Genomic DNA, 25,062 nt, shown 5'->3' on the forward strand with positions numbered 1-25,062 from the left:
CTTCTTTCGCTCTCTAGTTTTCGCCGTTTTTCGGGCTTTTCCTGCTCATATTACGCAATTTCCCGCCAAGATGCAAGCAAAAAGGCACCGCTCCGGCGAAAAACACTCGCCGGAGGAGTTGCCTTGTCGGTTACAAAAGCCAAGTTGCCTCGTAGACCTTCACAGCAGGGCCCGTCATATAGACGCGGTTGTCCGCCGCGCTCCAGACGATTTGCAGATCGCCACCCTTGAGATGGACGGTGACTTCACGCTCTGTGTGACCGGTCAACACACCCGCGACCACGACAGAACAAGCCCCTGATCCGCAGGCCAGCGTCTCGCCGCATCCGCGTTCCCAGACGTGCATCGTCACATCGGTCGGCGTATGGACTTCCACAAACTCGACGTTGGTCTTGCGCGGGAAGTACGCATGCGTTTCGATCTGCGGCCCGACGTGGTGCAAGTCCACCTCCTCCAGTGCCTCGACAAAGATCACCGCGTGCGGGTTGCCCATCGAGACGGCGGTGAACTTGTACGGTTGACCGGATTGGGTCTCAATCGGATGTTGAACGACTTGCTCCCCAACCAGCGTGGTCGGAACTTCAGCAGCGGCGAGTTTCGGTTCGCCCATGTCAACGGTGACGCGCGTGACGACACCGTTCTCTACAACTAGATCGAGCGTTTGCAGTCCCGCGCCGGTTTGCAACGTGACTTGGGTGGCGGTGGTCATGCCAGAATCGTACAGGTACTTGCCCACACAGCGCACGGCATTGCCACACTGTTCCGACTCGGTGCCGTCCGCGTTAAAGATCCGCATCCGGAAGTCTGCTTGCTCGCTTGGCAGGATAAAAACCAACCCGTCTGCGCCGACACCGAAGTGGCGGTCGCAGACGTTTTTGGCTACTGTAGCGACCTGCTCGGGAATGGACAAAAACTCGGCAACGACTGCGAAGTCGTTGCCGAGACCGTGCATTTTCGTAAATTTCATTGGATGTGTGGCCTCCTGAATGAAGGCAACCTCGCACCCCTTAGCGACGACCGAAGTTGATCTTGGTGCTGGTTTTTTTCTTGCTGACACCGCGACCTGCCGCGAGGGCGAAGGTCGGGACGGCAGCTGCGAACAGCACGATCAGCCAATCGACACCGCCAAGCGGCACCGTGCGGAAGACCGGTTGGAACGCCGGAATGTACATGACGCCCAGCAGCAACAGCACCGACGAGAGGACCGACCAGATGAGCCACTTGTTCTCAAACAGGTTGCGGGAGAAGATACCGCCTTCTACCGAACGGCAATCGAACACGTGAATCAACTGCGCCATGACGAGGGTGACGAACGCCATCGACTGCGCCTTGATCAGGTTGTCTGGCTCCATTTGCAAGGAGAACCAGAACACCGCCAATGTCGCGATGCCGATGAGAATTCCGCGCGAGAGGATCTTGAAGCCCAAGCCGCGGGCAAAAATCGATTCGCGCACATTGCGCGGCGGGCGGTTCATGATGCCCTTTTCCGCCGGGTCGACGCCCAGCGCAATCGCCGGCAGACCGTCGGTGACGAGGTTGACCCAGAGAATTTGAATCGGGACGAGCGGCAGCGGGAGTGCTAGGATCATCGCGAGGAACATCGTGACAATCTCGCCGACGTTCGACGCGAGGAGATAACGAATGAACTTGCGGATGTTGTCGTAGATCGAACGGCCTTCCTCGATCGCGGCGACGATGGTGGCAAAATTGTCGTCGGAGAGGATCAGCGAGGACGCGTCCTTGGCGACATCGGTCCCACCGAGACCCATCGCGATGCCGATGTCAGCCGCTTTGATCGCCGGGGCATCGTTGACGCCGTCGCCCGTCATGGCGACCACGTGGCCGTTCGCTTGCAGCGCTTTGACAATGCGCAGTTTATGCTCAGGAGACACGCGCGCATACACAAAAATATCGTCGACGCGCTCTTGCAACTCTCTATCTGACATATTATAGAGATCCTGTCCGTTCACTGTCAAACCACCGCCCTGTAAGATGCCGAGCTGACGTGCAATCGCTTCCGCGGTGACTTGGTGGTCGCCGGTGATCATGACCGTCTTGATCCCGGCTTTTTTGCAACGAGCGATCGCATCAAATACTTCTGGACGTGGCGGGTCGATCATGCCGACCATCCCGATGAAGATCAGGTCTTGCTCCGGGTCGTGCGAACGGAATTGTTGCTCACTTTTCAGCGGGCGGTACGCGAGAGCTAGGCAGCGCAACGCTTCGGTGCCCATCGCATGGTTGGCGCCGAGGATGCCTTTGCGCAGCGAGTGCGTGAGCGGCGTGACTTTTCCGTCGATCAGCATGTACCCGCATCGGTCGAGCAGAACATCTGGTGCGCCTTTGGTGAGCATGAACAGCTCGCCTTTTTGGTCGCGGGTCAGAACGGACATCATCTTGCGGGTGGAGTCGAACGGCAACTCGTCGATGCGCGGTTGCGCTGCGTCCATCTCCTCACCGCGCAGGCCCGCTTTGGCTCCCAACACCATCAGTGCGCCCTCCGTGGGGTCGCCTTGGATCATCCAGTCTGGATGTTTTTTCGCGGTGTCTTGGGTGAGCAAGGCGTTGTTGCAGAGCACGGAGACTTCAAGCAGGCGCTTGAGGTCGGTGCGGCGATGCGGGTCGATCGCTTTTCCTCCAAATAAGAACTCCCCGTCCGGGTTGTAGCCCGTACCGGAGATATCATAGAACTGACCGCCGACAAAGACGCGTTGGACGGTCATCTTGTTTTGGGTGAGCGTGCCGGTTTTGTCGGAGCAGATGACCGTTGCGCAACCGAGCGTTTCCACAGATGGAAGTTTGCGGACGATCGCTTTGCGCTTGATCATGCGCTGGACGCCAAGGGCCAGTGCGACGGTGACGATCGCTGGCAATCCTTCTGGAATCGCAGCCACGGCGAGCGAAACGCCGGCGAGGAACATCGTATACAGCGAGTTGCCGTGAAAAACGCCAGTGGCGACGACGACGGCGGTGATGCCGAGTGCCACGTACACCAAAATTTTGCCGAGCTGTTCGAGGCGGCGTTGCAACGGGGTTTCCGTGTCTTCGGCCGTCTGGATCAGGTCGGCAATCAGGCCCATCTCCGTGTGCATGCCGGTCTCACAGACCACGGCGGTGCCTTTGCCACGGGTGATCAGCGTACCCATATAGCACATGTTTTTGCGGTCCCCAAGCGTTGCGTTGCCGTCGACGACGGGGGCGTTCAGCTTTTGCACCGGGAGCGATTCGCCGGTGAGGGCGGACTCCTCCGCTTCCAGCGAGGCGCTGTCCAAGACGCGCACATCAGCCGGAACGCGGTCGCCTGCTTCGAGGAAGAGGATATCCCCCGGCACGAGATCGAGAGCCGGGACGGAGACTTTTTTTCCATCGCGCAGAACTGTGGCGGTGGGGGCGGTCAGTTGTTTAAGAGAAGCGAGCGATTTTTCAGCCCGCAGTTCTTGGAAAAAGCCCAAGATGCCGTTGACGATGATGATCGCGATGATCGTGATCGCGTCGGCATGTTCACCAAGAAGTCCGGAGACGAGCGTGGCGGCCAGCAGAACCAAGACCATGAAGTCACGAAATTGATTGAAGAACAGCGTCAACAAGGAAGTCTGCTCTGCCTCATTCAGGCGGTTTTCCCCGACTTGTTCTCGCCGTTTGTCAGCCTCGGCGTTCGCGAGACCTTTTGGCGAGACGGAGAGCAGCTGGAGTACGTCCTGTACGTCCATTGTGTGCCAAAGTTTTTTCTGCACCAGGTGCCACCCCTTCTTTCACAACATTTGTCCTGAGAACATGTCTATGCCTGTACTCCGCCGCCTAGACCAAGCCTGACAGGTTATGGTTTGAGCAGTTCTGCCAGCTCTATTTCAACCCGCTCCAACACGCCTGCCTGACCTGCAGACCCGTTTGACCCAACGCATTATATTGTAGAAACATCTTTTTCACCGCACATCAAGTATTACAAACCGCCTCACACAAAAAAAGGAGCGCCTGCTCAGGCGCCCCGCGCTTCATATTCGGCTAAGCGAAAGTATTGCTCCGTCTCCATCAACACCCGATCGTGCAACTGCGTACCCGTTGCCGACAGCGTGCCCGCCGGGAACTCGATGACATGAGCGGCCTTGCGCACGAGCTTGGCTAGCTGATTCGGGCGGACTCCATGCAACATATCCACGATCCGATGCTCGTCATCCAGAAAAACCACGTCGATCTCCTCACGCATGAAAAACGTATGGATGCCATAGCACTGCCTGATCACCAGCGCCGCACCCGTCTGCAGATCTCGTCCCATCCACCCACGCAGACCCGTCCAGAACGATTGCGCCGTCTCAACTTCCCAAGCCAACCGCACACCGATGCTTTGATTCCAAACCTCCATCTCGAACTCCTCCTCTAGATACGATGCATGGACCTTCGCCAGCACCTGCCAAAACCTTGATTTCCACTTGACAACAACGTATACTAGCAATATTCGCACTCATTTCAAGTTGCGATTCATGGGCGTTTTCGAATCTATTCAGCAAGCTTTACCATGTTTGTTGAATCTTGTCTTTACTATACACCCATGTCGAATTTACCCGGAATAGGTCGATATGCCTTTTTGGGACAGTCTTTGGACTTAGTTTTCTGACAATTAAAGCACAACTTTTTAGAAGTCTTATAGGAACAATGGCACTCTCCCGCTCGGGAGTCAGTGCCTTTTTTTCCATTTCGAGAGGTGATAGACGATGGCTTATGACGGCTTGGTTTTACGCGCCGTGACACATGAATTGCATACTGCGCTCGTCGGAGGGCGCGTGGATAAAATCTACCAGCCGCTCGACCGCGACCTGTTGCTGCACATCCGCGCGACCGGCAACAACCACAAACTCTTGTTGACTGCGCATCCTTCCTACCCGCGTGCGCAACTGGTCGACGACTACAAGGGCGTCAACCCCTCGGAACCTCCGATGTTTTGCATGCTGTTGCGCAAACACTGTGAAAGCGGCCGGATCACCCGCATCGAACAGATCGGCAACGAGCGCATCCTGCACTTCGCGGTGGAGAATCGCGACGAACTTGGCGACCTGACAGAGCGCGTGTTGGTGGTCGAAGTGATGGGCCGCCATTCCAATGTGATCTTGCTGGATCCGCAGGAAAACCGTATCCTCGACTCACTGGTACATGTCAATTATGGCACCTCCCGCCACCGTGAAGTCCTGCCAGGTCGCACGTACATCGCCCCGCCCGAACAGGACAAACAAAACCCGTTCGAACTCTCCTTCGGCGACTTCCAGACCCTGCGCGCCGCAGCTTCAGAGCAGGTGTTTGACAAGTTTCTGCTGGCTGCTTTCACGGGGCTCTCCCCCCTGCTCAGCCGAGAGATCGCCGCACGTGTGACCCTCCCCGGCAACCTCGATGCGGAATGGCAGGCGTTTGCGAACTTGATCGAGGATGCGCGTGTACACCGTTATACCCCGACGATCGTCTACCAAGATGAACGACCGGTGGCGTTCTCTTGCTTCGATCTGACGCATCTGGACGGTGAACGCAAGACGTTTACCTCGATCTCCGAAGCGATCCACCAGTTCTATGCGGAGAAGTCTTGGCGAGATGCTCTGCGTCAAAAGTCCCAAGACCTCGAACGGATGCTGACCAACGAGTTGGATCGCAATGTCGGGAAACTCGGGAAATTCCAGCAACAGATCGAAGAAGCGGACCAATCTGACGTGCATCGAATCTACGGTGAGTTGATCACCGCCTATCAACATCAGATCGAGCGTGGGATGACCTCGGTCACAGTTCAGAACTTCTATGACGAAAACATGGCTGACATCACGATCCCGCTCGACCCGGCCTACAGCGCCAACGAAAATGCCCAGAGTTGCTTCAAAAAGTACAACAAAGTCAAAAAGTCGATCCCGATCCTTCAACAACAGATTGAGGAGATCAAGACGGAGATTGAATACTTGGAGAGCCTGTTGCAGCAACTGTCGACCGCTTCGTGGACAGACATCGAGGAAATTCGCGAGGAGTTGGCGGCAGAGGGCTACCTCAAGATCAAGCGCAAACCCGTTCCCAAAGGCAAGAAAGCACCCAAGGAAAAAGTCACCCCGATCAAGCCAGAGCGCTACGTCTCTTCGGATGGGATCGAGATCCTCGTCGGCAAGAACAACAAGCAAAATGAATTCCTAACCATGAAGCACGCGTCCAACAGCGACACGTGGTTGCATACGAAGGACATCCCCGGCAGCCACGTTGTGATCCGCGCGCGGGAGTTCTCCGATACCACGCTCCTCGAAGCCGCTCAACTCGCCGCGTACTTCAGCAAAGGCCGCGAATCCAGTCAGGTCCCGGTCGACTATACGCTGGTCAAGCACATCTGGAAGCCGAACGGCTCCAAACCGGGCTATGTGCTCTACGACAACCAAAAGACCCTCTACGTCACTCCCGACCTCCACATCACCGAACGTCTGGGCCAGAACGCAACCAAAAGCAAATCCTAACGAAAAAACGTCCAACTTCACACTCCGCCTCTACGTGTACAGTTGACTCCCCACTCGTTTCGCACGAGGGATGCACCAACGGTTTGAACTTGATGTGTGTCGCAATTAGCAGAAGCCTTCCTACACAACGGCCCGCGCCACACAGGGCCGTTTTTGCAAAAAACGCCACAGTTGCACCGGTGGCGTGACTAAAGACGTGCCCGCTGGACGTATCCTGTACCATTCAATCTGATACGTTCTGATACAAGGAGAGCCCACGCGATGCCCATACTCGATCTGCTGTTTCTCTTGATCATCTTGATCGGTCTGTTCACTGGCTTTTTTTCCGGGCTCATCAACGGCATCGCCCGATTGGTTTCCTATGTGATCGCCGCTGCCATCGCTTCCCGGTTTGCGGAGCCGGTCGGCAGCCGGATCTGCGAGTGGCTTGGCTTCGACAAAGTCGTCCGCGACATGCTCGCCAAGCAAATTCCGGTTCCGTTGCAGACGGCCCACCTCAGCGCGGAGCAAGTACAACCGCTGCTCCATCAAGCGCAGATCCCGCTGTTCTACCAAGCGGAGATCCTCGAAAACCTCAAGCACCACACCTTGCTCAACGCGCTCTCCATGACCTACATGCACTGGATTTCCGCGATGATCGGTCTGCTGATTCTGACCACGCTGTTCTACTGGGTGATCCGCATCCTGACCACTCCGATCGTCAAACTGTTGCGCGCCGTGTTCCCCACGCTGCTCGACCGTCTCGGCGGGGTGGTCATGGGCGTCGTGTTGTCACTGCTCGAACTTTCATTTCTCGCGCTGTTCCTGACAACGTTGTCCGACCTGCCGACCTTGCCTCAGGGAGTCAAACTGGCGATTCAAGACTCGCAGTTGCTCCCGTCGCTGAACAATCTCGCCCACGCGTTGCTGGAAGGCTTGGGTGCCAACGGTCTCTTGCCACCCGCGTTGCAGTCGCCAGCGCTGTCACCAACTCAACCACCGCAACTTTGACTGGCAATCCGAATCGAGACTCCCGTCACAGTTTGGGAGTCTCTTTCTATGGTATGATCCCTTGGGAGGCGATGAATGAGATGGCACTTATTGAAGTACAGAACTTACGCAAGGAATTCAAGCGCGTCATTCCGAAAACAGGCTTCCTCTCGGGAGTCCGCAATCTTTGGAATAGCAACTACCACACGCATGTTGCGGTGGATGATATCTCCTTCCAAGTGGAGGAGGGCGAACTGCTCGGCTACATAGGACCCAACGGGGCTGGCAAATCGACATCGATCAAGATGCTGACCGGCATCCTCGTGCCAACCGCTGGAAGTGTGAAAATCGCGGGGCTCACCCCGTGGAAAAACCGCCGCGAACACACGCAGAACATCGGGGTTGTATTTGGCCAGAAGACACAACTCTGGTGGGACATCCCGGTCATCGAGAGCTTCCGCGTCTTGAAGACCATTTACAAGATCCCTGACGACCAATACCTGCGCAACCTCAACCAGTTCCGCGACCTGTTGGAGATCGACCAGTTCGAGAATACCCCCGTGCGCCAGCTTTCTCTGGGTCAGCGGATGCGCGCGGACTTGGCCGCATCGCTTTTGCACGATCCGAAGATCCTGTTCCTCGACGAGCCGACCATCGGTGTCGACGTGCTCGCCAAGGAGCGCCTGCGCACCTTCATCAAGGAAATCAACCGCACGCGCGGCGTCACTGTCCTGCTGACCACGCATGACATGCAAGACATCGAGAAGCTCTGCAACCGCATGGCGATCATCGATGATGGGAACATCCTCTACGATGGCTCGATTGACGATCTCAAATCAAAATTTGGCAATGAGCGCACGCTGGTCATCGAATTAGACGATGCACCGTACCGCCTGAATCTGCCGGGCACACGCGTCCTGCGCGAGGAAGGACCGCGCGTCTGGCTGGCGTTCAACCGCGACCAACTCTCCGCGTCTGACATCATGATGCGGGTCGCCGAACATCACACGATCCGCGACCTGACCGTCGAGGAACCGGAGATCGAATCGATCGTGCGGGAAATCTACGAAGGCGGGATGTCCGGGCAGAAAAAGGAGGAAGAGCATGTCCCTGTTTTGGATCTTCAGTAGACAGAATTTCTATCAGCAGTCCGCCTACCGCCTGAATTTTTGGCTGGAGATCGCCGGGATCATGCTGCAGATCTACGTGGTCTACAAGCTCTGGAACGTGCTGTTCGAGCAAACACCGGAGTCATTTGGCGGGATCACCCTGCCACAGATGCTCACCTATGCGGTCCTCGGGATGTTGCTAGGCTCGATCCTGAGCATCGGTGAAGGCGTTCATACCTACATCCAATCCCAAGTGCGCATGGGGCAGATCACGTCCGACTTGATGAAGCCGGTCGATTTCATCGTACACATGATGGCGCGCGACTTCGGGCAGATCTTCGTCCGGTTGCTGTTCTTCCTCTTGCCGCCGATGGTGCTGTCGTACTTGATGTTTGACATGGTCGTCCCCACCTCCCCCGCTCAGATCGCCGCCTTTGTCGTAGCGGTCGTACAGGCGTGGGTCATTCTCTTTTTCTGCAATTTCATGTTCGGACTTATCTCGTTTAAAACCTTAGATCTCATGGGCTTTTCCTTCACCTACTTCGCGCTCGTCCGGTTCGCCTCGGGGCAGATCGTCCCGCTGTGGATGTACCCGGATGTGTTGCAACCGATCTTGAACTTCCTGCCGTTCAAGTCGGTGTTCTACACCCCGCTCGCGATCTACAACGGGGTGCTCAACGGTTCAGCGATGACCACTGCCCTGCTGGTCCAGACCGCTTGGATGGTCGGGTTGTTCGCCGTCGCCCGCTTGGTTTGGGGTCGCATCCATCACAGCCTGATCGTACAAGGAGGTTGATCCCGTGCGTGATAATCTAACTATTTACCTGACGATGATCCGCGCCGCCGTGCTGACGCGGATGGAATACCGGGCCGACTTCATCATGGGCATCATCGGTGTGTTCATCCTGAACGCGGGTACTTTGGCAACCTCGTGGGTGTTGCTCAGCCGCTTCCACGATCTGCACGGCTGGACATTCTGGGAGATCGTGTTCCTCTACAATCTGTGGTTGCTCGGACATGGCATCCGCGCTGTATTTTTCCGCCACATCAACTTGTTGGAGCAGTTTATCGTCGAAGGGACATTCGACCAGATCCTGACCCGCCCGGCGAATGCACTGGTGCAGTTCCTCGGTCGTGAAGTGCATTACCTCGGCATCGGCGACGTCCTGCTCTCCATCACCATGCTGACGTTAGCCTACCAAAACCTCGACCTGCATTGGCCGGTGTGGATGTTTGGCTGGATGGTGGTCATCGCGCTCTCCAGCGCCATCGTCGAGGCGGCGATCACCTTGCTCCTCGTCTCGACTTCGTTCCTGACCACCCGCTCACGGGCCTTGGTCAACTCGGCGAGTTTGTTCTCGTGGGGGGTTGTGCAGCAGTACCCCGTCGACATGTTCGGCAAGTTGTTGCGCAACATCGTCACGATCTTCCTGCCCTTTGCGTTCATGAACTACTACCCTGCGCTGCTGTTTCTCGGCAAGCAAGACCAAGTTTCGTGGGGCATCCTGACATGGTACGCGCCGGTAGTCGCCCTCATCCTGCTCGGTCTCTCCATCGCGATGTGGAACTTCGGCATCAAGCGGTACCAGAGCACCGGGTCCTAAAAAACAGACACCAGAGCGGATAGCAATTGTGCTTGTCTCCCCATAGAGTAGTACAAGATACACCTCTGAGGAGCCGATTCTATGCACATTTGCTATCTGTCTCCCGGTTCTGTCCCACTTCCCCCCGCACCTTGCACCTCTGTAGAAATCTACGCCAAAGAAATCGCAACCGCCCTCTCCACCCGTCATCCCATCACCCTCTACGCCAAGTCCAGCCAACCTAGCACCCGACAGACCGGCAAGTTGACAACCCGCCGTCTCGTCACCCAGGGAGGACTTCCCTACGCTCGGCAAGTGATCCGTGATCTGCAAGGTCATACGCAGCACCCCGACATCTTGCACATCGAAAACCGCATCGCCTTCGTCCCCGTGCTACGAGCCGCGTATCCGAAGACACCCCTCATCCTCAACCTCCATTCCAACGTCCTGATCGCCTCCACGCCGCTCCAAACTGTCAACAAAGGTCTCTCCAAACTCGATGCATTGGTGGTGAACAGCCACTATCTGAAGCGCTCGCTCGTCCGGCGCTACCCCGCCCTCCCGTTGAACAAGATCCATGTCATCCACCCCGGTCTCGACGTGCGCCGCTTTCCCTCGCGCTTCTCTGCACAGGGTCAAACGTTGCGCAAAGCGACCCGCAAGCGGCTCGGCGTGCCCTCCGATCGCCGCGTGTTGCTATTCGTCGGACGCTTCATCTCGCGCAAAGGCATCACCGTCCTGCTCGATGCCTTCCGCATAGTCCGGCAAAAACACCGCAACACCGAACTCTGGATCATCGGCGGACGCCCGCACGGCACGTCCGCTTTTCACGAAGCGGTACGCGCCAAGTCCAAAGCCCTGCCCGTTCGCTTCCTCGGCTTCATCCCGCAAAATCGCTTGCCCGCGTACTACTGTGCCGCCGACCTGTTCGTCTGTCCCTCGCAAGCCCCAGAAGCATTTGGCCTCGTCAACACCGAAGCGGCCGCCTGCGGATTGCCTGTGATCGCCAGCAAGGCATGGGGCATCCGCGAAGCCGTCGCTGACGGGATCAGTGGCCACCTCGTGCAAAACTACACCTCGCCTGTCGCATTCGCCACCGTCATCAACCGGTTGCTGGACAACCCGGCCCGGCTCGAAGTTCTCGGACGCACGGCCCACCATTGGGCGGTGACCAACTTCTCTTGGGAGCGCACTGCACAGAAATTCGAGACGTTATATCGCAAGCTATGACCCCTGTGCTACCCTAGAGGAAATGACAAACCACGGAGGTTCACACCGCATGCCGATCTTGCACACCGAACGACTGTCCTGCACAACCTCGGCTTGACTTGTATCGCGCAGACCAACGTCGGAATCTCCTACGAACTCCGCCGTCCGTAACGAAAAAAGGCTTGGATTCGCCCGTGCGAACCAAGCCTTTTTCTCAGCGACGTTGTTCCCGTTCCGCTCGTTGCCGTCCGCGATACTTCTTGGTCGCCATGTCGTTGGCTGAGCTGTACAAGTCCCACAATTTCTTCGCCCGTGCGTAACTGCGCGGCATCTTCAACAACAGGAAGATATCGATCCGTGGCACTGTATTCGCCTCGATGAGCAAGAGCTTGCCCTGCCGATCAAGCCCGATGTCGAGGCCATAGGTGGCGTTGCCATACGTCCGTCCGAACTGCCGGGCAATGCCCAACGACACCGAATTCAGACTGCGGAGGATCGCTTGCGATTCGGTTTGCTTGTAGCCAAGGGCTGTCAGATATTCCTCGACGGAGTGCGCAGTTCCACCTGCGCTGACGTTGGTGATCGCCAAGTCTTTGCCAGCGATCTTGGAGAACATCCCGGTGACTTCCCAGTCCCCGCGGTGGTTTTTCTGCACAATCGTGCGCAAGTCGACCGGCCGCCCGCGCCAGAGCGCGAGGTCGATGCCTTGCTGAATCATGAAGGTGCGATGTTTTTGCCGGGCAGATTCTGTGATCCAGTCATGAATTCGACGCAGCGACGATGTCTGCATCCGCTTGCGTTCCATCTTGACCAGATACCCGCCCTCCTCCAAGCGTTTTACGCAAAAGATGTTGTGACCGCCCCCGCCGATCGTCGGCTTCACGAACACCGTCTTGTACCGGTTCAGATACCGCTCCAACTGGGCATAGGAGTACAGCGCCGAATCGGGTAGACTTTTGCGCAGTTCTGCCGACCGTGCGATGATGCTGTGTTTCAGCCACTTGCTACCCGGCAGCATGGGTTTCGTGCTCATCAAGCCGTCGCCTCTCTCTCCGTCATGATTCACCACAGTCTATGGAGGCGGTCAACCCTGTGCAACGGACAACGGTCTACACGGCAAAAAGCAACCCGGCTCCAACGAGAGCCGAGTTGCTTTGTAGACGATCCTTAGTACGCCATCCAATACGAGATGCCCAGCAGGGAAAGCCAGACGTTCAGCCCCATGAAGTAGCTAAACTCGAGGATCGCATTGCGTTCATAAATCAGCTTGCGGAACATCAGGGTGAACAAGTAGCAGACGAGGGCAAAGCACAAGAACAGCATCACGATCGCGAAATTGGACTGGAGCCACTCCGGTGCATAGACCCGGAAGTTGTCGAGGTTGCTGTAACTTACGAAGATGAAAATCTGTGAGGCCAAGTACAGGAGCACGGCCACCCAGAAGTGTCGGCTGGCGTTGTCGTAGAGCTCATCTTCCTTTTTAATGATGAAGTACATCAAATAGATGTAGGAAATGCACGGCCAAGCCAGTGCGACGAAGACCTGCACGATCACAACGCCGAAGTAGAGCGGGACTTGCCCCGCCGCTTGCTTGAGATCTGTAGACGTCAGCTTGTTGGAAGCGGCTGCGTACTGCGGGTTGTTGGTGTTCGCGAAGATGTCGAACGTATCGTAGGTCGTCTCCTCGGTGAAGATCGCGGTAAGTTCCTGACCGTTGTACTGGACGACAGGGTTGAGCGCGACTTTCTGGATGTTAGACACTTGGGCTGCGTCCTGATTCCAAACGCCGTTCTGCAACGAGCCGATGAATACTTCATACCCACCGACACGCGGAGAGATTGCATAGTTCGCGACAAAGGCAAATTTCAAACCGTCGTCGCCCTGCTCCTGAGCAAGCGTCGCCCCATATACGCCCTTGGCTTCGTGCCCCATCATCGTGTTCGTCACGACAGCCGACTGCTGTACCTCGGTCGGGTGGGTCAGCGGGAAGGAATACACGTTCAACGTCTTGCTGCCGAGCTTGCCGATTTTGATCGTGGTGAGGAAGTACCCGTGGGTTTTGTCGACACCAAATGTACTGCTGTCAATCGAGGTATCGGTCGACATCGAAAGTTCGCGCAGGACGATCGGGTCGGCACCCTGCCAAGTCTTCGTGTCGAGCGTCATGTAGGACAGGTGGTACATCTCGCCGCTGAGCTGGTCAACCGCTCCGATGTGGTAGATGCCTTGGTCATCGAGTGCAGCGGTCACGTTGGTGACTTTTTTCAACGGATAGCTTTTCAGCAGGTTCGGTGTGTTGGCGCTGACGTCATAGACGCGCAGATCGCCTTCCCTGCCGACGGTGAGCAACGTTTTGCCCGCGACCGCTTGGAGTTGGAGCGCGGTGGCTTGCTTGGTGATCTCTTGGGGCTGGCTCCATGCGGACCCTTGCCACTTGGCCCATTTCAGCGTCTGCCCCTTGCCGATCCAGAACAGGTCGTCGCCCAGCAATTTGTAATTGGTATAGGCAAAAATATCGTCGGCCGGAATCGGCCGTTTTTCCTCAGTGGTAGATTGTGTGGCCGGGTCGAGCGTGGCGAGCACGAGACTTTTCTCACTGAGGTACGCGAAGCGGTGTTCCCCGATCCATTCGACCGGGCGGTTCGGTGTCATCGTGCCGACTTTGACAGCGCGGCCATACGGATCAAGAAACGGCTGGTTTTTGGCCGTGGTTTCCCAATACGTCTGTAAGCCAAAGATGACGATAAAAATCAAGAAAAAAGGAAAAATTCGTAAAAATTTCTTCATTCGTCGAGCCCCCTCATATTTTTCCAGATTACTACAAATCATGATTTTTGAAAAGTAGAGATGTGTCTGATCAATAGCCGAAGGTTTTGGTATAATGAAAAGGACTTGAACGAGGAGGAATGTTGCATGTCGTCCACGGAACAGCAGACAGGTACTGTCGAGCGCGTTGAGATCGCCAGCCGATTCTTGAAGGAGACGCGCGAGGTCCATGTCTACCTGCCGCACAACTATTCACAGCTCTACAAATACCCGGTGCTGTACATCAATGACGGCCCCGATTACATGATGATGGGGCGGATGATCTCGCTCCTGAACGACCGTTTCCAAGACCGCCTCGCGGGGCGTTTCCTCGTGGTGTTCGTACCGGTCGACAAGTCTCGTCGCCGCGAGGACTACCACCCGGAGGGCGCACGCAACGAAGCGTACATCCGGTTTTTCGCAGACGAACTCGTTCCGATGATCGAGGAGAAGTTCGCGGCGTTCCCGATGGGGCCAGCGCGTGGGATCATGGGGTCGTCGCTCGGAGCGACGGCAGCGTTGCACACGCTGTTGAGCTATCCGAAAAAATTCCACTACCTCGCCTTGCAGTCGGGGGCGTTCCACGAATCGAGCTTCGCGTCTGTAGCAGGTCGCCGTGACCTGGCGACTGTGCCGGTCTACCAAGTGGTCGGACTGCAAGAGGATCAGTTCAAGAGCGGCTCCGGCAAAGTGATCGACATCCTCGCGCTAAACCGCCAGATGCGCGATCTGTTGCAAGCGCAAGGTGTCGAGGTGGAATACGGTGAGTACGACCATGACCATACGTGGGGCTTTTGGCAAGAGGATCTGCCGCGAGCGTTGGACCACTTCGTTAGACACACTTCCTTTTGATGCGTTACATGGAAAAAGCGACCAAGCCGCGTGCGGCTGTGGTCGCTTTTTTGTACAATAGGTAGACATCCCTATTGTCGAAACATGTCGACTGTGCTATTTTAGAACGAATCAGGACTCGAGATGAGCTGAGTGAGATGAGCAAAGGAGAGATCGAGATGAGCAGGGACAAGCAAGAGTTGGCGCGCAGTTTAAAAGAGCGTCACATCATGATGATCGCGCTTGGTGGGGCGATCGGTGCCGGGATCTTCAAAGGCAGCAGCAGTTCGATTACGATGGCGGGTCCGAGCGTTGTGTTTGCCTACTTATTGGGTGGCATCATTTTATTGTTCGTGATGCAAGGGTTGGCGGAGATGGCGGTGCGCAACACCCGTGCCGTCACGTTTCGAGACCTGCTAGAACCGATACTGGGTCGCTTCGCCGGGTACTTTGCCGGTTGGATATACTGGATCACGTGGGTGCTGGTCATGGCCGCCGAGATTGCCGCAGCAGCTGTGTTTCTGAGCCATTGGTTCACCACCGTGCCCCTGTGGGTGATGGCGCTGATCGTGTCGATCGCCCTCACGGTTTTGAATCTGTTCCAAGCCAATGTGTTTGGCGAAACTGAATTTTGGTTGACCGGCGTTAAAATCATCACGCTGGTGATGTTCATCCTCATCGGCGGCCTGCTGTTGTTCACCGGATTTGGCGATCATCCGGCGACAGGATTCCAGCATCTCACAGATGCCGGTGGATTTTTCCCGAACGGGCTGTCCGGGTTGGCACAATCGATGCTCGTGGTCATGCTTTCTTTTGGTGGAACCGAGATGATCGGGATGACACTCGGGGAGACCCAAGATGCCTCGGTCACCATTCCGCGTGCTGCACGTGGTGTGATCTACCGCGTCTTGGTGTTTTACATCCTGCCGATCCTCATCATCACAGCGCTCGTACCGTGGAATCAACTCGGTGAGGACTCCCCGTTCGTGTCTGTTTTCTCAGCCATTGGCATCCCTTATGTCGGGGACATCATGAATTTCGTGATGTTGACAGCTGTGCTGTCAGCCGCGAACACAGGTATGTATGCCACGTCGCGCATGCTCTTCACACAAGCTACAGACGGTGAGGCACCCCGTTATTTTGCGAAACTCTCGAAAAACAAAGTGCCCGCGCGCGCACTACTCGCCTCCACGGCCTTTTTGTACATCAGCGTGATCATCGCGTTTTTTGCAAAGGGGCACACGTTCGACTACCTGATGGTCATCCCCGGTTATTCGATCATGATCACCTGGATGCTGTTGCTGGTCGCGCACCTCAAGAGCCGACAGAACGTGTTCGACGCGCATGAGTACCACGTGAAGGCGTTCCCTGTGACCACTTGGATCGCATTGATCGCGTTGGTCGTGATCTTCCTTGCGGTGGTCGCGACTTCCCCTGTGCCGGGGACGCTGGTCGCTTTGCTGGTGATGGTGCTCGTCGCCATGTCTTATCAGCTACTGAATCCCAGAAAATCAACAGACGCTCGCAACTCCGCGATGTAAAAAAAGACCGTGCATCCCTACAGGGGAGCACGGTCTCTTTTTCGGCCAATGAGCTGCGGACGAGCCGATGCTTGCGACCAAGCCTTGTGAGCAGTGGTCGTTTTTTGTAGGCGAAGTCGCTGGGTGGCCATTTAGTTGAAGAAAGGCGACATGGGCTCGTCGTCTCTTCTCTATAAAGTGGCTTTGTGCAAAGCAATTGCCGCTTTCTTGACTCCGGCTTTCAAGTCGTCTAGATAACGGGCGGCGAGTTGGTGGAGTTCAGCCTGGAAACTCGGCGCATGGGTGGCGACCACGAGCAGCCCTTGGAGGGCGCGAGATCGCTGTTTTCCTTCTAGTGCTTCTACAAGCAAGGGATACACATCGGTGGACGCGGTTTCTCCCCGAATTGCATAGTTGCCCAAAAGTTCTACGGCGTAGTCGCGTACAATGGTGCTCGTCTCCACGCTCTGCATCTCGCGCAACTTCGGAAGCAACTCGACCACCACATCTGGTGTGAGGTGCGCAACGAGTGCCAGCGCATGCATCGCTTCCCAGCGTACCCGTGTAGCCTTGTGGTTCAACAGCGCGACGAGTGCCGGGGCGTAGGGCGATACGTAGGCAGGATGGCTCTCTGCTACTTGGGTCAACACTTCGGCGGCGTCGCCGACGAGACCTTTGTCCGTGCTGTCCAACCCCTGCACGATGTGCTGCAAAAGTTCTGGATGCTCCACGCAGTCGGCCACAACTCGACGGTTCGCCGCTTCCGTTCTGTCCCCTACTTGTGAGGACAATTGTTCCAAGATGCTCATGTCCGTACTCCTCCAGTGCATCGATTCAGTGTGATGAAAAAGCCATCGCTCCGTCACAGATGAACGATGGCAGGTAGGTGTGGTCTCGTTTATTGAATGGTCTTCTGTAGTCTGTTGTAGTGAAAATGCCAACTCACCGAGGTTGCCGCCATGCTATTGTTTTGAGATACGCGCGAATCACCGGAAGCATCGGCGGCGCGATCTCGCGGTCTGCCGGAAGTTCATTCCGTGCAAAAAAGCGGACTTCCGACGTTTCCGTCTGGTCCGCCTTCAACTCCCCCGTGTACTCGGTGGCGAGATAGGCGGCTGTTACACTATGTACTTGATCCCCATTGGGGTAGGTGTAGAAAAACTCCGGTCCGGAGTACACATCGAGGAGCTGGAGTTCACGGACGGTGATGCCCGCCTCCTCCCAGATCTCGCGTCTCGCCGTCTCCTCCAACGATTCCCCCGGTTCCATGATCCCCCCAGGCAGCCCCCAGAATCCATTGTCGGTGCGGTGGTTGAGCAAGAGCCGGCCTTGTTCATCCACCAGCAGAACGCAGGAGCCCGTCAGGATCAACGGTCGTGAGCCGACGAGTTGGCGGATTTCTTGGACATAGTCCTTCATGTACGGATCACCTCGGGGTTAGAGTAGCATTTTTGGGGAGAGGAAGGTATATCTGACCAACGCCGAGCGTGAGAAAAAAACCTCATTCGCGATGGTAAACGCGGCAAGGTCCTCCCTTCTCGCTCTCTTCAGCGTCGTTTTTAATCAAACAATCCTCTGCGAATCAAGTTTGCGGTAACCGGTGGCTTTCCAATTTCTCGTGACCAGATTGACAATTGTCCGATGTGGTGGATCTCATGGGCGATCACATGTCGTATAATCTCCCCGTATTTGTAGCTTTCCCATTCGCCGGTATCTTCGTTTTGATCGGACAATCTATTATCTTCCATGCTGCTATTCCAAGCGTAGATGAATGGGGCGATTTCCGCATGGCATCGTGCTGAACAATCTCTTAACGTTTGCACGCTGGCATCCTCAGGCGACGGAAGCGTTTTAGGCTCCTTTCCTTGCAACAAACTGATCCAGCCGTACTCGACATAAACAATGTGGTACAGCGTGTAGAGAATGCTTCCCAGACCGCCTGTTCGTTTCTTCAACAACTCTTCCTCGAGAACTTGGTCGCACCAGTCAAACCAATCTTTGCGAACTTGCCAGTTATACTCGAATAGTTTCAACATGTATGTATCCCCTTTATTTAATACTATGTTCCTCCTACCATTCGCTAAATAAATGTGTTATCCTGCGGGGCGACATGACAGGTACGATTAGGCTTTCCTCTGCACGACTGTTTAGGTTGGTAAGCACCCGAATCATGGAGAGATGGCCTAAAAGTAACCCCAAGTCCAATTCTACGGTTGAGTTGTTGCCGTATTCTCGTGCCATGTTTGCTCGTTCAACGGGATTGTCCGCTGGAGGGAATGCCCGAACGATTGCTCCAATAGTAACAGGAGGAGGTGTGAGCCAGAATCAGTGCGGACAAACTCACTGACGTTCTTCGGCAAAACAACCTGACTCATAGCACGATCCCCTTTTGCTCCCGTGCTTGCCGATTGAATGACCACATCTCGTGCATGACACGTAACGCACTTTGACAGTCATCGTGGGACTCGTACAAGTGAGATAGTTCCTGCATCGTCTCCTCGTATTCCATGTGGCAATCGGTGAGCTTGAAGCAGTCTGCCGCCTGTTTCATGTATTTGACCGCGACAGTCTGTTGATTTCTGGCCTTTGCGATACCAGCTTGAATCCTGGCTACCCATGCTTGGTAGGAATGAACGGTTGGCAACAGTTTGCGAGCCGTTTGACACGCTTCCTCCGCCAGATCGAGTTTCCCACCAGCAAGATAGAGTTTCGCAAGCTCTGTTACAGTGATCCCCGTTTCTTCATCCCGCCGAAGTCTTCTATAGTCCTCCACAAGAAACTCTAAAACACTTATCGCCTTGTCACAATTCCCCATCTCCCCTTGGAGAACTGCAAGCCGGACTTCAAGACTCAACTTCTCCGATTTGTTGTTCAACGCCTCGAAGCACCATTGGGCACGTTTGGCGTAGTCTGTAGCTTGCTCGTACTGGTCGGCAACGTGGGAGGACTGAGCTAGTTTCATATAGAGATTCCCCAGTCCTTGAATGTCCTCACGTTCATCAAAGATCGGCAAGGCCAATTGAAGCGTAACAACTGCTTGTTTCAATTGACCCGACTTTTGTTGAATCTCCGCCTTCGTCAGCAACAACGAGCATTGGAGATGTACGTCCTTCAAATGAGAAGAACGCATCTGTGCGAGCGCATTTGTCAAATAATGCTCTGCGATCTGAAATCGTCTGCGTTTCAACTCTAGCTGCCCAAGTTGATGAAAGACACGGATGAGCATGATGGGGCTTCCGCTATTTGATTGTGCGTGGTCTAACAATTGCTGGAACGACTCTTCGGCTTCTTGAAACTGATTCAACCCAAGCAGACAGCAGGCGTAGTCATAGCGAATTTCAAACGGATCGAGTTTGCCATTATTCGTTTGGATGACTTTTTTCAAATACGGCAACGCACCTGAAAATTCACCGGCAGATAGCATGCCTTTTGCCAATCTGTACTTACTGATGATGACAAGGTTCAGTTCCAAGTTCCCAATCAGTTCGTCTAGGGGGATTTCAAGTTTCTCCGCGATCTTCCCCAAGACGTGATAGCTTGGTTTTGCCTTGTCTGATTCGATCTGTGAAACCATTGATGGGGTTACGATCCCTTCTGCTAGTTGGATTTGGGATAAGCCTTTTTTCATCCGCAGTTGACGGAGCCGTTGACCGAAGGTTTCCATGTAACTACCACCTCTCATTGATTACTAAACTGTTTTCATAGTATCACCTCCGTTTAATATATTGTTAGATATTTATCTAGTTGTTGCCGCTAATTACATACACAATAATTGTCTGACTATTTCGCAAAAAAGCACCTTCATAAAAGAAGGCGCTTTTGCGCTGTTACTAAATCCGAGATAAAGTTATCGAATCTGGTCTAATAGGGATAGTTTCTGAAATCTTTACAGAATCTCCACCAATTGGAGTCGTTTCAGCTAGAGTCTTACTGATAGTATTTGTGTAAAATGCCACGCACACAAAAAGTAAAGCTATAATGAGTCCCTTTTTCATCTACAACTCTCCTTCATCTAAGAAGTCAGAGAAATCAATGCACATCTTCTCTGCTACCTCATGATAATGTAAAAACATTGGTGCGTCACCAGAAAGCCTATAATGCTCTAGCAAGCATTTGCAAGCAAGGTAGCGAATCTTCAAGGAATATCCGTTATCATCAAGAATGGCTTTGGCATAACTTGGCTGATCTGTGGCTAACGTGTAGAGGATCAACAACTTCCCCAACATATCGCGCCAATTCATGTCCCTCGCTTCCACTATAGCAGTCTCAAGCACAGTAACTGCGCTGGATTTTAACCCTTGTTTTAGAAGTGTCTTGACAATCTCTTTTCTAGTGATGATTCGCGATCTACTATCTTGATCAAATTCTTTTATGGCATCCGTTAGTAATACTTGCGACTTACTATAGTTGGCCATCTTGAACTCAAAGTGAGCTAGATTGAATTTGGTTTGAGCTAATAGAACTTGGTTTCCGGATTCTTTAGCGTGTTGGACTGATTCAACAGCAAATTTGTGTGCTGCAACGATATTGCCGTTTGATTCTTCAATCATAGCCTTCTGATAGCTAATTGATGATAGTCTGCTTGGTGTCTCTTCAAAAAATGGCATGATCTCGTTAAGTAGATCGGAGGCTGACTTAAAATCTCGTATGGCAGTGTAAGATGCCATGAGTTGATACATGACACTATATAATATATCTGTCTCACCGTAATGCTCTTTAGTCCTCAATGCTAGTTGATGTGCCTGTTCGAGCGCATTTTTCGATTCAATGAATTGATAAGAATCGTTGAATGCTTGCCCAAGTCTAAGCATCGCATTGCATCTCTCTGACAATCCTAAAGCTTGGTCAGCTAACTTTAACGCTAGTTTCAAGGTTTTATCTGGATGTTTACGTTCTAGCAACAGTGCTATTAGTTCTTCCGTTTCCTTCTTTACATCTACCTGCAAGATTCGTTCGACTGGTAACTTTAAGTCTATTGCAATTTTATCTAGCTCAAATGTATATATTTCACGTTTCCCCTTCCACATCAAACGAAGAGTCTCATGGTTAGTACCTATACGGCCAGCCATCGCCACATTGGAATAATATCCGCCCTTCTCCTTTTTGATCTCCTCGATCCTTCTACCCAATGGTATCTTGTCTACCGCTGTAAAAGATGGAGCTACAAGCGAATTCATTTCGATCCCCCCAGAACTATGTCTCTATGTTCAACTTATTAGTCGAAAGTCACTACTTATCAGTAATCAATTATACTAAAAGACCCAAATTCTGTACATATTCTCATAGAATATTCCGAACTATTACGATCTTACTGTTTACACAGGGTTCAAAGGTGCGTTGTTTCGAAAAAACCGCAAGAAAACGAACAAAAATAACAGGTCAATCATGGTAGTATCTGACCATAATTGACCTGTTCAACGAAACGGAACAGGTTGTCTTTTTCGAAAATATCTTCAATTATCTCTTAGTATAATCTTGATTTAAGCGCATCTTCTAACATCGTACTAAATTCATAAAAATCATTCATGACGGTACACGAAGGTTTATCAAGTTCCAAATACATCTTTTTGGTTAAATCATAACAATACAACGCTATATCAGAATCCCCAAAGAAAACGTACTGTTTTTGCCATTCATTCTCATACCAAATCTCATTCGTTTCAATAAAACCATGGATCGCCTCTTCTACTTCAGTTTCTAATAGAGATTTATCAACCCCATAAATAACTAAACCATCGAAGTCCAATCCATTTACTTCCATTAAAAATTGCACGAAGTGGTCAGGTAAAATAAACCCATTCAATTTTAATACAACATTTTCCTGTAGTCTCTCGATTTCTTGACTAGTTGCAGGTTCTCTTAAAGTAAAGCCATATTCGCCTACTATTTTTTGAATATCTGCTAGTAAATCTCGCCACATAGTCGAACTCCTCCTAATCATTCTGTTTTTTTGGGGTATACAAACCCTTCTGGGATTGGCCAATCCATCGTCTTACTTTCGCCAGGCTTTAACCCTCTAGTCGCCTCCATTTGGGCATTTGTAATAACTTTATGGTAAGGGTCATTATTTATTAAAACTAAATTATCGAATAAATTTGTCCCACCATCGTCCAGTGGCAATTTGTGATGCACCTGCCAACCTATTGGAACGTTGCCATTCCTCATGAAAGCAATATCAGCTTCTGCTAAGCCTGCTTCCCTAAGTTGTTCGACTTTTCCAGGGTCATTCGCTAGGTCTTTAAGAAACTTTTTTCTGACGCTATTAAAATCTTTCCGAAGCTGAGCCGTATCTTCCGGTGCTCTCTTGTTATACACGATTTTCTGCGTCTTTACATCTTTAAGGATAACTTTTTCTCCCTTCAACGTACCTGCAAAAACACCCGTCCTCTCAGCAACTTTTTCAATGGCTTGGGAAGTAGCAGCATGTTTAGCGACCTTACCTGCAACCTTTCCAAAGCCGCCTACGAACACTCCAGCCAGTGCAAATCCACGATCAAACCAAGATAGATCGTGTGAGGTGATGTAGTCTTTGCCGGTGACTGCTTCCACGAGACTTTTCAGGTTTCCCAAAACGGGAATAAAGTCAGCGCCTGTTGAAATGGTGTCATTCATGACCGCTATTTCATCAAGATCAGTTTGGGCTTGATTTTTGAGTAGACGGGCAAAAACCTGCGCTTTCAACTCATCTATGGACATGTCTCCATAGTCTTGCTCAAATACTTGTTGAACTGTAGTTTCATCCCAATAGCCCATTCTTTCTTTTTGGGTCAACTGTTTTAGCAAACCCAGTAAACTTACTTTTACTTCCGCATCCTGTTGAATAAATCTCTCATCAGCCTCTTTCACCGATGCCCAAGAACTCGTGCTTGCAACTTCCGCAGTTGAATCATCTTCCAACAACTCAGGATGCCTTTTGTAGTAGCTTCTCTTGGGCTCTGGCAGGTCGTCAAGGTCACCAGAACGCCCAACCCCATGAACGTGGCTCAATACGTTTGGAATCATCGACATGATCTGTTGGAACTGACCAACCGCCATCGAATCCGCCTGATTCGCTTCCATTTCGGCTTGTTGGCGATAGTAAGCCGCTTGTCGTGCTAAGTTCTGCCTATGGTGGAGATCGTCTTGGGAATCACCGCTGTACTCCCAACTGGCCATCTCACATTGCTCCGCTTGTCTACGAAGCTCCATGACATGCTCCATCTTATTCGCAAGGCTATTCAATACAGTAGTAGCATTCTCCAAAACCTCGGCGTTTTTTCTCAAATGGGTGACTTGGTGCTCCACTTGCGCGTCAAAGGATTGCGAAGCTGTTCCTTTCCATCCGTTTGAGACAAGCTCTATTTTGCTTCCAACAAGTCGAGACGCTTGAAAGCGAAACTCATTCGCTCCAGCAGAGAAACGTGAAGCCGTATACCGAAGTGCATACGGATCTGCTTGTAACATCGGCTCACCTCAATTCAGTAATTTTTATTTTATATTTATTACACCCCCTTTGCAACGCTACATTCCCCATTGTTTACAGCTACAACTGGTCGCCGCCATACTCTGAACAGTTCCTCCGCGATAAGGAAAACCTGTCGATCCCACTCACCGAAACTGAACTACCATTGACCAAACAAAAAAGAGAAGGCATTTGCCTCCTCTAATCCTTTTTGATCGAGATCCAAATTATGCACCAGTACGGATGCAGTTCTATTGAGTGGAGATTTCGTAGCATCGGACATCTCTTCTGAATCGATCTTTTTTCCAATGGGAGTCGATTCGAAACGCTAATACGACATCAAGTTTAGCAATCGAGGGGACTCCTATTTTGCTTGCCTATGTGTCGATCAATGCCACAAAAAAGCTAGGAGAGAGAATTAAAATATTGGACTAGTTCCTTCTTTCCTTTGCCTGCATGCTCTTTTTGTAAGAAAAAGAGTTCTTCCTTAAAGTGACTTTCAGCTACCGTAGTCACTGCCATGTTTTTCTCATCATCATATCTGAACTTACCTTGAACGGAGCCAAGGATATTGTAACCCCACTGTGCATCCGGGTTTTGTTTCAGGAACACGAAATAGCTGTGACCCTTTTTCATGACCGTCGAACCTTCAATTGTTGTTTCCATTACACCAGTTTGCTTAGGCTTACCGTCTGAAGACTTTCCGATATCAGGTATTTTGGAGAAATCAACAGGTCCGCCAAGTTCGGAAATGAGTAGACCACTTGGCCCTTTCCCCTTAAATGCTTGCTCGATAGAAACTTGAGATTTCGTTGTCACCAGCGAGTCTGAATGACTGACAACTTCTTGTTCATTGACCTTAACAAGCGCAACGATATCTGCTTCCTTGAACATTTCCTTATCATTGTGATACAACTTTCCAATACTGGCGGAAGACTCAGTGGTAGGAAGGGAGGTTTCTTGAGAATATGGAATTTCCTGAGTGGTCGAGGAAACGCTCAAATCAGTCTGGGGACTGTTCGAAGTTCCTAACGGGTTGTAGTTGTATGAAAACACTCCTACACCAACGAGAACGACAAATGCCGTAGTAAGTAGCATGTTCTTTTTCATGTTGTTATCCTCTTTTCT

At 52.6% G+C, this 25,062-nt stretch carries 21 protein-coding genes; 8 read left to right on the forward strand and 13 right to left on the reverse strand.

Annotated elements, in window-relative coordinates; translation table 11 throughout:
- Positions 1-130: 130 nt before the first annotated feature.
- The 3 genes from dapF to C7459_RS11975 form a co-directional block, all read right to left on the reverse strand.
- Positions 131-967: a diaminopimelate epimerase gene (dapF, locus tag C7459_RS11965; RefSeq protein WP_109689531.1), complete on the reverse strand. Its 837-nt coding sequence runs from the start codon at positions 965-967 to the stop codon at positions 131-133.
- Between the two features lie 40 nt (positions 968-1,007).
- Complete coding sequence (locus tag C7459_RS11970) at positions 1,008-3,734, reverse strand: calcium-translocating P-type ATPase, SERCA-type (RefSeq protein ID WP_109689533.1); 2,727 nt, start codon at positions 3,732-3,734, stop codon at positions 1,008-1,010.
- Between the two features lie 242 nt (positions 3,735-3,976).
- On the reverse strand, positions 3,977-4,360 hold the full coding sequence (locus C7459_RS11975; protein WP_109689535.1) for a DUF192 domain-containing protein: 384 nt from the start codon (positions 4,358-4,360) through the stop codon (positions 3,977-3,979).
- A gap of 349 nt (positions 4,361-4,709) precedes the next feature.
- Between C7459_RS11975 and C7459_RS11980 the strand changes: the two genes are divergently transcribed.
- The 6 genes from C7459_RS11980 (at position 4,710) to C7459_RS12005 (ending at position 11,358) form a co-directional block, all read left to right on the forward strand.
- Positions 4,710-6,467 (forward strand): Rqc2 family fibronectin-binding protein, encoded by a 1,758-nt coding sequence (locus C7459_RS11980; protein WP_109689537.1) that lies wholly within the window; start codon positions 4,710-4,712, stop codon positions 6,465-6,467.
- 261 nt (positions 6,468-6,728) lie between these two features.
- On the forward strand, positions 6,729-7,457 hold the full coding sequence (locus C7459_RS11985) for a CvpA family protein (protein ID WP_109689539.1): 729 nt from the start codon (positions 6,729-6,731) through the stop codon (positions 7,455-7,457).
- An 80-nt stretch (positions 7,458-7,537) separates the two neighbouring features.
- Positions 7,538-8,566: an ABC transporter ATP-binding protein gene (locus C7459_RS11990; protein WP_109689611.1), complete on the forward strand. Its 1,029-nt coding sequence runs from the start codon at positions 7,538-7,540 to the stop codon at positions 8,564-8,566.
- Positions 8,541-9,341 carry an ABC transporter permease gene (locus tag C7459_RS11995; RefSeq protein ID WP_109689541.1) on the forward strand — a complete coding sequence of 267 codons (801 nt, stop codon included), beginning with the start codon at positions 8,541-8,543 and terminating at the stop codon, positions 9,339-9,341. Before C7459_RS11990 ends, C7459_RS11995 begins: the two co-directional genes overlap by 26 nt.
- 4 nt (positions 9,342-9,345) lie before the next feature.
- A complete protein-coding gene (locus C7459_RS12000) occupies positions 9,346-10,149 on the forward strand; it encodes an ABC transporter permease (protein ID WP_245884507.1) in 804 nt (267 codons plus the stop codon).
- Positions 10,150-10,230: 81 nt separating this feature from the next.
- Positions 10,231-11,358, forward strand: a complete 1,128-nt coding sequence (locus C7459_RS12005; protein ID WP_109689543.1) for a glycosyltransferase family 4 protein — start codon at positions 10,231-10,233, stop codon at positions 11,356-11,358.
- A 193-nt stretch (positions 11,359-11,551) separates the two neighbouring features.
- Here the strand turns inward: C7459_RS12005 and C7459_RS12010 are convergent, their stop codons facing one another.
- Both C7459_RS12010 and C7459_RS12015 read right to left on the reverse strand, forming a co-directional pair.
- Positions 11,552-12,370: a YheC/YheD family protein gene (locus C7459_RS12010; protein WP_109689545.1), complete on the reverse strand. Its 819-nt coding sequence runs from the start codon at positions 12,368-12,370 to the stop codon at positions 11,552-11,554.
- A gap of 134 nt (positions 12,371-12,504) precedes the next feature.
- Complete coding sequence (locus tag C7459_RS12015) at positions 12,505-14,124, reverse strand: hypothetical protein (protein ID WP_109689547.1); 1,620 nt, start codon at positions 14,122-14,124, stop codon at positions 12,505-12,507.
- A 126-nt stretch (positions 14,125-14,250) separates the two neighbouring features.
- Between C7459_RS12015 and C7459_RS12020 the strand changes: the two genes are divergently transcribed.
- Positions 14,251-14,994 carry an alpha/beta hydrolase gene (locus tag C7459_RS12020; RefSeq protein WP_170119432.1) on the forward strand — a complete coding sequence of 248 codons (744 nt, stop codon included), beginning with the start codon at positions 14,251-14,253 and terminating at the stop codon, positions 14,992-14,994.
- Between the two features lie 158 nt (positions 14,995-15,152).
- Positions 15,153-16,514 (forward strand): amino acid permease, encoded by a 1,362-nt coding sequence (locus C7459_RS12025; RefSeq protein WP_109689613.1) that lies wholly within the window; start codon positions 15,153-15,155, stop codon positions 16,512-16,514.
- A gap of 170 nt (positions 16,515-16,684) precedes the next feature.
- On the opposite strand, the gene C7459_RS12030 is transcribed toward C7459_RS12025, so the two are convergent.
- From C7459_RS12030 to C7459_RS12065, 8 genes are all read right to left on the reverse strand, one after another.
- Positions 16,685-17,302 carry a hypothetical protein gene (locus C7459_RS12030; protein ID WP_109689551.1) on the reverse strand — a complete coding sequence of 206 codons (618 nt, stop codon included), beginning with the start codon at positions 17,300-17,302 and terminating at the stop codon, positions 16,685-16,687.
- Between the two features lie 133 nt (positions 17,303-17,435).
- Positions 17,436-17,912: an NUDIX hydrolase gene (locus tag C7459_RS12035; protein WP_109689553.1), complete on the reverse strand. Its 477-nt coding sequence runs from the start codon at positions 17,910-17,912 to the stop codon at positions 17,436-17,438.
- Between the two features lie 140 nt (positions 17,913-18,052).
- On the reverse strand, positions 18,053-18,529 hold the full coding sequence (locus tag C7459_RS12040) for a DinB family protein (RefSeq protein ID WP_109689555.1): 477 nt from the start codon (positions 18,527-18,529) through the stop codon (positions 18,053-18,055).
- A gap of 335 nt (positions 18,530-18,864) precedes the next feature.
- Positions 18,865-20,157 carry a helix-turn-helix domain-containing protein gene (locus tag C7459_RS12045; RefSeq protein ID WP_170119433.1) on the reverse strand — a complete coding sequence of 431 codons (1,293 nt, stop codon included), beginning with the start codon at positions 20,155-20,157 and terminating at the stop codon, positions 18,865-18,867.
- A 331-nt stretch (positions 20,158-20,488) separates the two neighbouring features.
- On the reverse strand, positions 20,489-21,670 hold the full coding sequence (locus C7459_RS12050; RefSeq protein ID WP_109689559.1) for a tetratricopeptide repeat protein: 1,182 nt from the start codon (positions 21,668-21,670) through the stop codon (positions 20,489-20,491).
- 287 nt (positions 21,671-21,957) lie between these two features.
- Positions 21,958-22,413: a YrhA family protein gene (locus C7459_RS12055; protein ID WP_109689560.1), complete on the reverse strand. Its 456-nt coding sequence runs from the start codon at positions 22,411-22,413 to the stop codon at positions 21,958-21,960.
- A 17-nt stretch (positions 22,414-22,430) separates the two neighbouring features.
- Positions 22,431-23,936, reverse strand: a complete 1,506-nt coding sequence (locus C7459_RS12060; RefSeq protein ID WP_109689561.1) for a pre-toxin TG domain-containing protein — start codon at positions 23,934-23,936, stop codon at positions 22,431-22,433.
- A 403-nt stretch (positions 23,937-24,339) separates the two neighbouring features.
- Entirely contained in the window at positions 24,340-25,044 is a 705-nt protein-coding gene (locus tag C7459_RS12065; protein ID WP_109689562.1) for a hypothetical protein, read from the reverse strand.
- Positions 25,045-25,062 lie beyond the last annotated feature (18 nt).

This window comes from Tumebacillus permanentifrigoris, from assembly GCF_003148565.1.
GTDB lineage: Bacteria > Bacillota > Bacilli > Tumebacillales > Tumebacillaceae > Tumebacillus > Tumebacillus permanentifrigoris.

Excerpts from the sequence above, each read along its gene's own strand:
- dapF (WP_109689531.1), bottom strand. The coding sequence starts at position 967 with ATGAAATTTACGAAAATGCACGGTCTCGGCAACGACTTCGCAGTCGTT.
- C7459_RS11975 (WP_109689535.1), bottom strand. The coding sequence starts at position 4,360 with ATGGAGGTTTGGAATCAAAGCATCGGTGTGCGGTTGGCTTGGGAAGTT.
- C7459_RS11980 (WP_109689537.1), top strand. The coding sequence starts at position 4,710 with ATGGCTTATGACGGCTTGGTTTTACGCGCCGTGACACATGAATTGCAT.
- C7459_RS11985 (WP_109689539.1), top strand. The coding sequence starts at position 6,729 with ATGCCCATACTCGATCTGCTGTTTCTCTTGATCATCTTGATCGGTCTG.
- C7459_RS11990 (WP_109689611.1), top strand. The coding sequence starts at position 7,538 with ATGGCACTTATTGAAGTACAGAACTTACGCAAGGAATTCAAGCGCGTC.
- C7459_RS11995 (WP_109689541.1), top strand. The coding sequence starts at position 8,541 with ATGTCCCTGTTTTGGATCTTCAGTAGACAGAATTTCTATCAGCAGTCC.
- C7459_RS12005 (WP_109689543.1), top strand. The coding sequence starts at position 10,231 with ATGCACATTTGCTATCTGTCTCCCGGTTCTGTCCCACTTCCCCCCGCA.
- C7459_RS12010 (WP_109689545.1), bottom strand. The coding sequence starts at position 12,370 with ATGAGCACGAAACCCATGCTGCCGGGTAGCAAGTGGCTGAAACACAGC.
- C7459_RS12015 (WP_109689547.1), bottom strand. The coding sequence starts at position 14,124 with ATGAAGAAATTTTTACGAATTTTTCCTTTTTTCTTGATTTTTATCGTC.
- C7459_RS12020 (WP_170119432.1), top strand. The coding sequence starts at position 14,251 with ATGTCGTCCACGGAACAGCAGACAGGTACTGTCGAGCGCGTTGAGATC.
- C7459_RS12025 (WP_109689613.1), top strand. The coding sequence starts at position 15,153 with ATGAGCAGGGACAAGCAAGAGTTGGCGCGCAGTTTAAAAGAGCGTCAC.
- C7459_RS12030 (WP_109689551.1), bottom strand. The coding sequence starts at position 17,302 with ATGAGCATCTTGGAACAATTGTCCTCACAAGTAGGGGACAGAACGGAA.
- C7459_RS12035 (WP_109689553.1), bottom strand. The coding sequence starts at position 17,912 with ATGAAGGACTATGTCCAAGAAATCCGCCAACTCGTCGGCTCACGACCG.
- C7459_RS12040 (WP_109689555.1), bottom strand. The coding sequence starts at position 18,529 with ATGTTGAAACTATTCGAGTATAACTGGCAAGTTCGCAAAGATTGGTTT.
- C7459_RS12045 (WP_170119433.1), bottom strand. The coding sequence starts at position 20,157 with ATGGAAACCTTCGGTCAACGGCTCCGTCAACTGCGGATGAAAAAAGGC.
- C7459_RS12050 (WP_109689559.1), bottom strand. The coding sequence starts at position 21,670 with ATGAATTCGCTTGTAGCTCCATCTTTTACAGCGGTAGACAAGATACCA.
- C7459_RS12055 (WP_109689560.1), bottom strand. The coding sequence starts at position 22,413 with ATGTGGCGAGATTTACTAGCAGATATTCAAAAAATAGTAGGCGAATAT.
- C7459_RS12060 (WP_109689561.1), bottom strand. The coding sequence starts at position 23,936 with ATGTTACAAGCAGATCCGTATGCACTTCGGTATACGGCTTCACGTTTC.
- C7459_RS12065 (WP_109689562.1), bottom strand. The coding sequence starts at position 25,044 with ATGAAAAAGAACATGCTACTTACTACGGCATTTGTCGTTCTCGTTGGT.